Genomic DNA, 9,697 nt, shown 5'->3' with positions numbered 1-9,697 from the left:
GTTTCACGTGAAACCAGCTACGTGGTCGACTGCCGACCTAATCGAGGACGGCTTCCTGGCCCAATTCACCCAGAATCCGGTTGAGATCGTCGATGGTGGCGAAGTCGATCGTGATCGATCCCTTCCGGGCACCCAGATTGACCTTCACGCGAGTCTCGAGACGGTCGCCCAGCCCCTCGGCGATCTCGTCGAGGTGCGCCTGGTGACGTCCTGCCGTCCGCGTCGTCTTGGGCTTGCCCGGAGTGCCGGCAGCGATCGCCTCGGCCTGACGCACCGAGAGGTCCTCGTTGACGATCTTCTCCGCCAGACGCTCCATCAGAACCGGGTCACCGGTCGAGAGGATCGCTCGCGCATGACCTGCGGACAGGACACCGGACGCCACACGCCGCTGCACGCTGGCCGGAAGACGCAGCAGACGCAGCGTGTTCGTGATCTGCGGCCGGCTCCGACCGATCTTGGTGGCGAGCTCGTCCTGGGTGATTCCGAAATCCGCGAGAAGTTGCTGATAGGCGGACGCTTCTTCGAGCGGGTTGAGCTCCGCCCGGTGCAGGTTCTCGAGCAGAGCGTCACGCAGCATCGCGTCGTCGGCCGTGTCCTTGACGATCGCGGGGATCGTCGCCAGGCCGAGCTCCTTGGTCGCTCGGAGTCGACGCTCGCCCATGACCAGTTCGTACTGGACGGGAGCCGACGACTTCCCGCCCTTGGCGGGGAGGGGTCGCACGACGATCGGCTGCAGGACGCCGACCTCGCGGATGGACGTGACGAGCTCCGACAGCTCCTCCTGGCGGAACTCCGTCCGGGGCTGTTGGGCGTTGGGGACGATGTCGAGCGGGTTGAGGTTCGCGAGTCGCGCGCCGGGCACCGCGACGAGGTCTTCCGCGGTCTGCTGCGCGGTCGGGAAGAACACGTCGACAGGGCGACCCTGCGAGTCGTCGTTCACGGGGATGAGGGCGCCGATTCCGCGCCCGAGTCCGGTTCTCTTGGTAGCCACTACTGGGGTGCTCCTCGGTGTGCGAGTTCGGCGGCCGCCTCGAGGTACGAGATCGAGCCGGGGGAGTTCTGGTCGTAGCTGATGACGGTCTGCCCGTAGCCCGGCGCCTCGCTGATGCGCACCGAGCGGGGGATGAGGGTCGTGAGCGCCTCCTTGGGGAAGTGCTCGCGCACATCGGCCACGACCTGCTGCGCGAGATTGGTGCGTCCGTCGTACATGGTCAGGAGGATGCTCGACACGGCCAGACGGGGGTTGAGGTGCTTCTCGATCAGCTGGATGTTGCGCAGCAGCTGACTCAGACCCTCGAGGGCGTAATACTCGCACTGGATCGGGATCAGGACTTCTCCTGCAGCGACGAAGGCATTGATCGTCAGGAGCCCGAGCGACGGCGGGCAGTCGATGAAGACGTAGTCGTAGCGCTGACCGGCCGCCTCGGTCCGCTGGAGGTGCGCCTCCAATGCCGTCCGGAGCCTCTGCTCCCGGGCGACGAGCGACACGAGCTCGATCTCGGCGCCGGCGAGGTGGATGGTCGCAGGGATGCAGAACAGCGTCTCGAACTCGGGGCTCTGCTGGACGACGTCGTCCATGTTCCCGTCGTTGACGATGACGTCGTAGACGCTGGGAGTGTCAGCGCGGTGGTCGACACCCAGGGCGGTGGAGGCGTTTCCCTGGGGATCGAGGTCGATCACCAGGACACGGGCCCCGCTCCGGGCGAGTGCTGCCGCCAGGTTGACGGTCGTCGTCGTCTTGCCGACGCCGCCCTTCTGGTTGGACACGGTGAGGACCCGTGTCTCGGCGGGAGGGGGAAGAGGCGCTCGAGACAGCGCCGCCTTCCGCCGGTTGAGGTCGGCCAGCTCCCGCGCCAGGGGAGTGGTGCCGTCGTAGTCAGTGGAGGAACTCACCGGATGGATTCTCCGAATCGCCATGTTTCACGTGGAACAACGTGGATGCCGCCCGAGGGGAACAGTCGCGGGCCGCACTCGGCGGCACGACTGGCGGGCACGGGCTCAACTTTAGCTTGCGCGACCGACAAAGCCGCCGTGGCGAGCACCGAAGTCATGTCGAAGGACGTAATTGCTGATCAAGCCCCTTATCACCGTCAGATGAGACACGCCGTCAGTAGAAGGGGATCAGAACGCGATCTCAGCGCCCGATCGTCGGAATCGCTCGGGCACCGCGAACCTCCGACGCTCAGATCGGCTCCTGTGGAGCCGGTTCCGGCGTCCGCCCCCCTCCGTGAGCGACGCGAGCCGCGTCGAGCAGTCGACGGTCAGGCCAGAGTGGCCCGGAAGACGCGAGTGATCTCGGCGTCGTCGACGAGGCCGACACCGAGCTCGAGCACCTCGACGTCCACGAGGTGGTTCCTGGCGATGACCTTGCGGGCCGCGTCCACCTCGGCGCCGACCTTCGCGCCCTTCATCAGGATGAGCTGGCCGCCGGTCTTCACGAGCGGGGCCGTCAGGGGGATCAGCTTCGACAGAGCCGACACCGCGCGGGCCGTGACCTGATCCAGCCAGCCGTCGAGCTCGACCTCCTCGGCGCGGGCTCGGACGATCTCGACGTTGGTGAGTCCCATGCGATCGGCTTCGGCACGCAGCCAGTCGGTGCGACGCTCCATCGGCTCGATCAGCACGAGGGTCGCGGCCGGTCGGGCGGCGGCGAGGACCAGACCCGGGAGGCCGGCGCCGGAGCCGACGTCGCCGATGCGGCCGTCGACGAGCAGCGGAGCCACCAGACCGGAGTTCACGATGTGCCTCGTCCACAGGCGCGGCAGTTCGAGCGGCCCGATCAGGCCGAGCTCCTCGCCGTACTGCGCGAGGTCGGCCGCGTACCGCCGGACCACGTCGATGCGGTCGCCGAAGATCTCGGCCGCGACGGCGGGCTCGGGCTCGAGGGTACTGAAGTCAGGCATCGGGGGAGACGACGGGCGTCGTCAGGCGCGGGTGATGACGGTGTGGCGGTCGCGACCTTCGCCCTCGGACTCCGAGGTGAAGCCACGAGCCGCGACGATGTCGTGGACCAGCTTGCGCTCGTACGACGACATGGGCGGAAGCGACGCGGCGGTCGCTCCCTCTTCGATCTTCTCGACGGCACGGTCGACCATGGCGCCCAGCTCGGCCTCGCGGGTCGCCCGCGATCCGCCGATGTCGAGGATCAACCGCGAGAACTCGCCGGTCTTGGTCTGCACCGCGATCCGGGTGAGCTCCTGCAGGGCGTTGACGGTGTCGGGCTTCGACAGCACGCGCAGGTTGCCCTCACCGCTGGAGTCGACCGAGATGTACGAACGACCGGCTCGGACCTCGATGTCGATGTCGCCGTCGAAGTCGCAGATGTCGAGCAGCTCTTCGATGTAGTCGGCGGCGATCTCGCCCTCGTCGACCTCGGAGGCCGAGGAGGCGCGGGGGCCGTCGGTCTCGGACGGTGCGGTCGTCGCGTCGTCGCCCCGTGCCTCCTCGGGGGAGGGGTTCGCCGCGTCGGGCTGCGTGCTGGTCACGTCGGTGTCGTCCATCTCGCTCGTCACTTCTTGTTGCCGTTCTGCTTCTTGGCGCGGTTCTTGCCCACGGGCTGGGTGCGCTGGGTCGTCTTCGGGACGGCCGGGGCGGACTCGATCTCGGTGACCGTGATGGTGGGCAGACCCTTGCGCTGCTGCTTGCGCGCCAGTCGCTCCTCGCGGGCCAGAGCGGCCTCGCTGCCGGGCGTCGGCATGTTGCGGATGACGATGAACTGCTGGGCCATCGTCCAGATGTTCGAGGTCAGCCAGTAGAACATGACGCCGAGGGGGAACGACAGACCCGAGAAGACGAACACGAGGGGCAGCACGTAGAGGAGCATGCGCTGCTGCTTGAACATGGGGCTCGCCTTGGTCTCGGGCGACATGTTCTTCGAGACGATCTGCAGCTGGGTGATGAACTGCGACGCGGTCATGACGATGACCATGCCGGCGGCGATGAGGCGGACCTCCCAGGTGGTGGCGCTGAGGAAGGTCTCCTTCAGAGGCGCACCCCAGAGGGTGGCCTCGCCGAACGAGGTGGACAGCGCCTGGTTGAGCAGGCCGACGCCGACGCCCTCGCGCTGAGCGTTCTGCAGCACCGAGAACAGGCTGAAGAAGATCGGCATCTGGATCAGCAGCGGCAGGCAGGAGCTGAGCGGGTTGGTGCCGGTGTCCTTGTACAGCGCCATGGTCTCGCGCGACATGGCCTCGCGGCTGAACTGGTCTCGCTTGCCCTTGTACTTGTCCTGGATCTTCTTGAGCCGGGGCGCGATCTCCATCATCCGCCGCTGGCTCTTGATCTGACGGACGAAGATCGGGATCAGCAGCGCGCGGACGACGAGCACCAGGCCGACGATCGAGAGCACCCAGGTTCCGCCCCAGTCGAACCCCATGCCCACACCGGTGAGCAGTTCGTGGAAGCCGACGAGGATCGCCTCGACGACCCACTTGAGGGGCCAGAGGATGGTGTCGATGAAGCCCATGGTGTTCGGGTCAGCCCTTTCCGTGGCTCTGTACGAGGAGTCCGCGCGTTCCGGTCGGAGCCTCGGCTCGTTCGGGGCGGCGGGGGATCACGAAGCCGAAGCCCGTGATCGAGAAGTTCTGTGTTCGAGGCTCGGGAACATCGTCGATCCCGCCCGCGGACCAGGGGTTGCACCGCGCGATCCGCCAGGCGCCCCGGGCGGAGCCGGCGACGACGCCGTACCGCTGGATCGCCTCGAGCGCGTACCGCGAGCACGAGGGGTGGTACCGGCAGACCTCGCCGTAGAGGGGAGAGATGACCGCCCGATAGGCGCGGAGCACGACGATCGCCGCGTTGCGAGGAAGCAACGCCACGAACAGTACGAGTTCTCTCACGCTTTCACGACCTTGTCGACGACCCCTGAGATGTCCTTCAGCAGGGTAGACCAGGAAACGTCGATGCTGCCTGGCAGGGAGCGGATCACGATGTCCGTCCCCGCGGGCATGCCCGGCAGCAGCTCGTGGCAGACGCCCTTGAGCCGACGCCGCACGGTGTTGCGGACCACGGCGTTGCCGACGGTCTTGGCCACGATGAAGCCGAACCGGATCGCGTCGTCGTCACGACGACGGACGTAGACGACCGAATGCGCCGTGGCCGACTTGCGGCCACGGCGCACGGTGTTTCGGTAGTCGTCTGCGCGGACGATCCGGTTGGCTCTGGCCAACACCGGGTGCGACTACGCGGAGAGTTCGGTGCGACCCTTGCCACGACGAGCGGCGAGGATGGCGCGACCCGCACGGGTGCGCATGCGGGCACGGAAGCCGTGCTTCTTGGCGCGGCGACGGTTGTTCGGCTGGAACGTTCTCTTGCTCATGGTGTTTTCTCCAGGGATGCGGACCTGGCCTGCTGCCATGATCCGAGAAGTCTTGTACAGCCCAACTGGCTGAAATCAACTGATTAAAAGTACGCGGCATCGGCCCTGCGGTCAAACGCCAGTCTGCGAGCCGTTTATCCACAGTGTTGAAAACTCCGATTGCAGAAGACATACTCTTCCGAACTAGGGTGGGTATCTCCCGCTCCAGATCCGCGTAGTTACGGGGATCGAGCACCTCTCCCCGGCGAATCGGCCACCGCCGACCCGTGGAGAAAGCTGTGCATAAGTCGGTCCGCCGAGAAGTCGCGGCCCCCACCGGGCCCGGCGCGCCCAGCAGCAGATCACCGGCAGAAAGAGAAACCTCGTGGCGAACACCGTCGATCCGGTCCAGGACCTCTGGCGGTCCGTGCTGGCGACCCTGACGACGGACGACCGGATCACTCCGCAGCTCCACGGGTTCATCAGCCTCGTCGAGCCGAAGGGCGTGCTCGGCGGCACCCTCTACCTCGAGGTGCCGAACGATCTCACCCGGGGGATGCTCGAGCAGCGCATCCGCGGTCCCCTCCTCGAGTCCATCGCCGCGCTCGGCGACGACTCCGTCGCGAGCTTCGCCATCACGGTGAACCCCGACATCACGCCCGACACGCTCACCCAGCAACCCGAGCAGACCGAGCCGGCCCACTACATCGAGGCGCCCTTCGTGCCGACCCCGGTCGAGTCGCCCACGACGGGCAAGCGCAACGACTCGCGGCTGAACCCGAAGTACAGCTTCGACAACTTCGTCATCGGGGCGTCCAACCGCTTCGCCCACGCCGCCGCGGTCGCGGTGGCCGAGGCGCCGGCCAAGGCGTACAACCCGCTCTTCATCTACGGCGAGTCCGGACTGGGCAAGACGCACCTCCTCCACGCCATCGGCCACTACGCCGAGACGATGTACCCGGGCATCCGCGTCCGCTACGTCAGCAGCGAGGAGTTCACGAACGACTTCATCAACTCGATCGCCAACAACCGGTCGAGCCTGTTCCAGCAGCGGTACCGCGAGATCGACATCCTGCTGATCGACGACATCCAGTTCCTGCAGGGGAAGGACAGCACCCAGGAGGCGTTCTTCCACACCTTCAACACGCTGCACGACCACGACAAGCAGCTGGTCATCACCAGCGACCTGCCCCCGAAGCATCTGACCGGCTTCGAGGACCGCATGCGCTCGCGCTTCGAGTGGGGTCTGATCACCGACGTCCAGGCGCCCGACCTCGAGACGCGCATCGCGATCCTCCGCAAGAAGGCGCAGAGCGAGAAGCTGCAGATCCGCGACGAGGTGCTCGAGTTCATCGCGACCAAGGTGTCGAGCAACATCCGCGAGCTCGAGGGCACGCTGATCCGCGTCACGGCCTTCGCCAGCCTCAACCGCACGGCCGTCGACCTCGCGCTGGTGCAGACGGTGCTGAAGGACCTCATCACGCTCGACGAGGACAACATCATCGCGCCGGTCGACATCATCAATCACACGGCCGACTACTTCAAGCTCTCGGTCGACGACCTCTACGGCTCGTCGCGGTCGCAGGCGATCGCCACCGCCCGACAGATCGCCATGTACCTCTGTCGCGAGCTGACCAGTCTGTCGCTCCCCAAGATCGGCCAGCTGTTCGGCAACCGCGACCACACGACGGTGATGTACGCGAACAAGAAGATCAGCGAGCTGATGAAGGAGCGCCGGTCGATCTACAACCAGGTGACCGAGCTCACGAGCCGCATCAAGCAGGACACCCGCTACAAATAAGCGCTCGGTCGAGGGGCGAGGTCCGCCCCTCCCGGCAGCACCGTCCATACGGGCGTCGACCCTCGGTCGGCGCCCGTTCGTCGTCCCTCCGGGCCCCAGGAGGCGCGCTCGAGGTCGCTAGACGACCGAACGATCCCACAGTGTGGATAACCTGTGGAAAGTTGGGGATAACGTGGGGGCCGGTTGTTCACGAATGACAGGACCCTGTGGGAACGACACCTCGACCCACCCCTGGTCGTCCGGGACTTCGCCACCCCGATCCACATCGAGTGCACAAGTCACACGGTTGTAGTTCCCTCTGGCCGCGGGGTTTTTAACAGGTTATCCACACTGTGCACAACGGTTAAGACTGTTAATCCTCATTACAAGAAATTGATCAGGAGACAACCTTGTGGACAGGTCGAGGGCGGTCCGGACCCCGGGACCAGGGGTCTGAATGCTGTGCCAGTATTAACCGGCCATCCACGAGCAGGTAGTCGATAGGGGTCCCCGCGTGAAGTTCCAGGTCAACCGTGACGTCTTCAGCGATGCCGTCTCGTTCGCGGTGAAGCTCCTTCCCCAGCGCACGACGCTCCCGATCCTGAGCGGCGTGCTCATCGAGGCTCATGCGGACGGCCTCACGCTCTCGTCGTTCGACTACGAGGTCTCCGCTCAGACGCAGATCCCCGCCGAGGTCGACGAACCGGGCACGATCCTCGTCTCGGGTCGCCTCCTGGCCGACATCGCGAGCAGGCTGCCGAACGCCCCGGTCACGTTCTCCACAGACGAGAACCGCATCGCCGTGAGCTGCGGTTCCGCCAACTTCTCGCTGCTGAGCATGCCCGTGGAGGAGTACCCGACCCTGCCGACGGTCGGCGACCGCTCCGGCGTCGTACCCGGCGACCGCTTCGCCCTCGCCGTGTCGCAGGTCGCCGTCGCCGCGTCCCGCGACGACGTCACCCCCGTCATCACCGGCGTCCAGCTCGAGGTCACCGAGAACGCGCTCTCGCTCGTGGCGACCGACCGCTACCGCGTCGCGGTCCGCGGCATCGACTTCGATCCCGGCACCGCCGCCAGCACCGAGACGACCACCGCTCTCGTCCCTGCCCGCACCCTGCAGGAGGTCGGCAAGACCTTCGGCAGTGCGAGCACCGTCTCGGTCTCCATCACCGGCACGGACGACCGCGAGCTGATCGCCTTCCAGGCCGGCAACAAGACCGTCACCTCCCTGCTGATCAAGGGCAACTTCCCGCCCGTGAAACGGCTCTTCCCCGAGACCGTCGAGAACTACGCCGTGATCAACACGGCCGAGCTCGTCGAGTCGGTCCGCCGCGTCTCGCTCGTGCTCGAGCGCGAGGCGGCCCTCAGATTCACGTTCACCATCGACGGCCTCACCCTCGAGGCCATCGGCAGTGAGCAAGCGCAGGCGTCAGAGTCGATCGATGCGTTGTTGACGGGAGAGGACACGGTGGTCTCGTTGAAGCCGCAGTTCCTCCTCGACGGCCTCGGAGCGGTTCACTCCGAGTTCGTCCGCATCTCCTTCACCAAGACGGAGAACCCGAACAAGCCCGGTCCCGTGCTGATCACCAGTCAGTCGTCCAAGGACCAGGCAGGGGCTGACAGCTACAAGTACCTGCTGCAGCCCAACCTCCTCCTGCGCTAGACGCGCGACACGATGCAGGCGCCCACCCGCGCCTCCCACGAACAAAGGAAACTCATGCACATCGGCCTCGTCGGTCTCGGCAAAATGGGCAACAACATGCGTGCCCGCCTCCGCGACAAGGGCATCGAGGTGACCGGTTACGACGCCAACCCCGCCGTCTCCGACGTCGCGACGCTCGCCGACCTCGCAGCGGGTCTGCCCGGCCCCCGCATCGTCTGGGTCATGGTCCCCGCCGGCGACATCACCGCCGGCGTCATCGAGGAGCTCTCGAAGGAGCTCTCCGAGGGCGACCTGGTCATCGACGGCGGGAACTCGAAGTTCACCAGCGACTTCGCGAACGAGAAGCTGCTCGGCGACAAGGGCATCAAGTACATCGACGCCGGTGTGTCCGGTGGCGTCTGGGGCAAGGAGAACGGCTACGGCCTGATGGTCGGCGGCTCCGCCGAGAACGTCGCCCTCGCGCAGCCCATCTTCGACGCGCTCCGCCCCGAGGGCCCCCGCGAGGAGGGCTTCGTCCACGCCGGCGACACCGGTGCGGGCCACTACGCCAAGATGGTGCACAACGGCATCGAGTACGCGATCATGCAGGCGTACGGCGAGGGCTACGAGCTCCTCGAAGCCCGTTCGGACCTCATCAAGGACGTCCCCGGGACCTTCAAGGCCTGGCAGCGCGGCACCGTCGTGCGTTCCTGGCTGCTCGAGCTCATGGTCCTGGCCCTCGAGTCCGACCCCAAGCTGGCCGAGATCTCCGGCTACGTCGAAGACAGCGGCGAGGGCCGCTGGACCCTCGAAGAGGCGATCAACCACGCCGTGCCCATGCCGACGATCAGCGCCTCGATCTTCGCGCGCTTCGTCTCGCGTCAGGGCGAGGGTTCGCCGACCATGAAGGCCGTCGCCGCGCTGCGCAACCAGTTCGGTGGCCACGCGGTCAAGAAGGCCTAGCGCCTCTCCGGCCCGC

At 66.4% G+C, this 9,697-nt stretch carries 11 protein-coding genes; 3 read left to right on the top strand and 8 right to left on the bottom strand.

The features are described 5' to 3' along the window. Positions 1-37: 37 nt before the first annotated feature. The 8 genes from FFA01_RS09715 to rpmH all read right to left on the bottom strand — a co-directional run bounded on the left by FFA01_RS09715 (position 38) and on the right by rpmH (position 5,317). On the bottom strand, positions 38-991 hold the full coding sequence (locus FFA01_RS09715) for a ParB/RepB/Spo0J family partition protein (protein ID WP_146855535.1): 954 nt from the start codon (positions 989-991) through the stop codon (positions 38-40). Beyond that, the gene (locus tag FFA01_RS09710) at positions 991-1,893 is read right to left on the bottom strand and encodes a ParA family protein (protein WP_244289786.1); all 903 of its coding nucleotides are present in this window, start codon (positions 1,891-1,893) and stop codon (positions 991-993) included. The genes FFA01_RS09715 and FFA01_RS09710 overlap by 1 nt, the downstream gene beginning before the upstream one ends. A gap of 368 nt (positions 1,894-2,261) precedes the next feature. After that, the gene (rsmG, locus tag FFA01_RS09705) at positions 2,262-2,903 is read right to left on the bottom strand and encodes a 16S rRNA (guanine(527)-N(7))-methyltransferase RsmG (protein ID WP_146855530.1); all 642 of its coding nucleotides are present in this window, start codon (positions 2,901-2,903) and stop codon (positions 2,262-2,264) included. Between the two features lie 21 nt (positions 2,904-2,924). Further along, on the bottom strand, positions 2,925-3,500 hold the full coding sequence (locus FFA01_RS09700) for a Jag family protein (protein WP_146855528.1): 576 nt from the start codon (positions 3,498-3,500) through the stop codon (positions 2,925-2,927). Positions 3,501-3,508: 8 nt separating this feature from the next. After that, the gene (yidC, locus tag FFA01_RS09695; RefSeq protein ID WP_146855526.1) at positions 3,509-4,465 is read right to left on the bottom strand and encodes a membrane protein insertase YidC; all 957 of its coding nucleotides are present in this window, start codon (positions 4,463-4,465) and stop codon (positions 3,509-3,511) included. Positions 4,466-4,475: 10 nt separating this feature from the next. Then, positions 4,476-4,838, bottom strand: a complete 363-nt coding sequence (gene yidD / locus FFA01_RS09690; protein WP_146855524.1) for a membrane protein insertion efficiency factor YidD — start codon at positions 4,836-4,838, stop codon at positions 4,476-4,478. Further along, positions 4,835-5,170, bottom strand: coding sequence for a ribonuclease P protein component (gene rnpA, locus FFA01_RS09685; RefSeq protein WP_146855522.1), 336 nt, complete (start codon positions 5,168-5,170; stop codon positions 4,835-4,837). Before rnpA ends, yidD begins: the two co-directional genes overlap by 4 nt. A gap of 9 nt (positions 5,171-5,179) precedes the next feature. Continuing rightward, the gene (gene rpmH, locus FFA01_RS09680) at positions 5,180-5,317 is read right to left on the bottom strand and encodes a 50S ribosomal protein L34 (protein ID WP_043595303.1); all 138 of its coding nucleotides are present in this window, start codon (positions 5,315-5,317) and stop codon (positions 5,180-5,182) included. Between the two features lie 364 nt (positions 5,318-5,681). Here rpmH and dnaA point away from each other — a divergent pair, with 364 nt between their 5' ends. The 3 genes from dnaA (at position 5,682) to gnd (ending at position 9,681) form a co-directional block, all read left to right on the top strand. Beyond that, complete coding sequence (gene dnaA, locus FFA01_RS09675) at positions 5,682-7,097, top strand: chromosomal replication initiator protein DnaA (protein ID WP_146855519.1); 1,416 nt, start codon at positions 5,682-5,684, stop codon at positions 7,095-7,097. Positions 7,098-7,590: 493 nt separating this feature from the next. After that, positions 7,591-8,739: a DNA polymerase III subunit beta gene (gene dnaN / locus FFA01_RS09670; RefSeq protein WP_146855517.1), complete on the top strand. Its 1,149-nt coding sequence runs from the start codon at positions 7,591-7,593 to the stop codon at positions 8,737-8,739. Between the two features lie 54 nt (positions 8,740-8,793). Further along, positions 8,794-9,681: a phosphogluconate dehydrogenase (NAD(+)-dependent, decarboxylating) gene (gene gnd, locus FFA01_RS09665; protein ID WP_146855515.1), complete on the top strand. Its 888-nt coding sequence runs from the start codon at positions 8,794-8,796 to the stop codon at positions 9,679-9,681. Positions 9,682-9,697: the final 16 nt, after the last annotated feature.

Source organism: Frigoribacterium faeni, from assembly GCF_007988805.1.
Lineage (GTDB): Bacteria > Actinomycetota > Actinomycetes > Actinomycetales > Microbacteriaceae > Frigoribacterium > Frigoribacterium faeni.
This window is presented reverse-complemented; position numbering and strand designations above follow the sequence as displayed.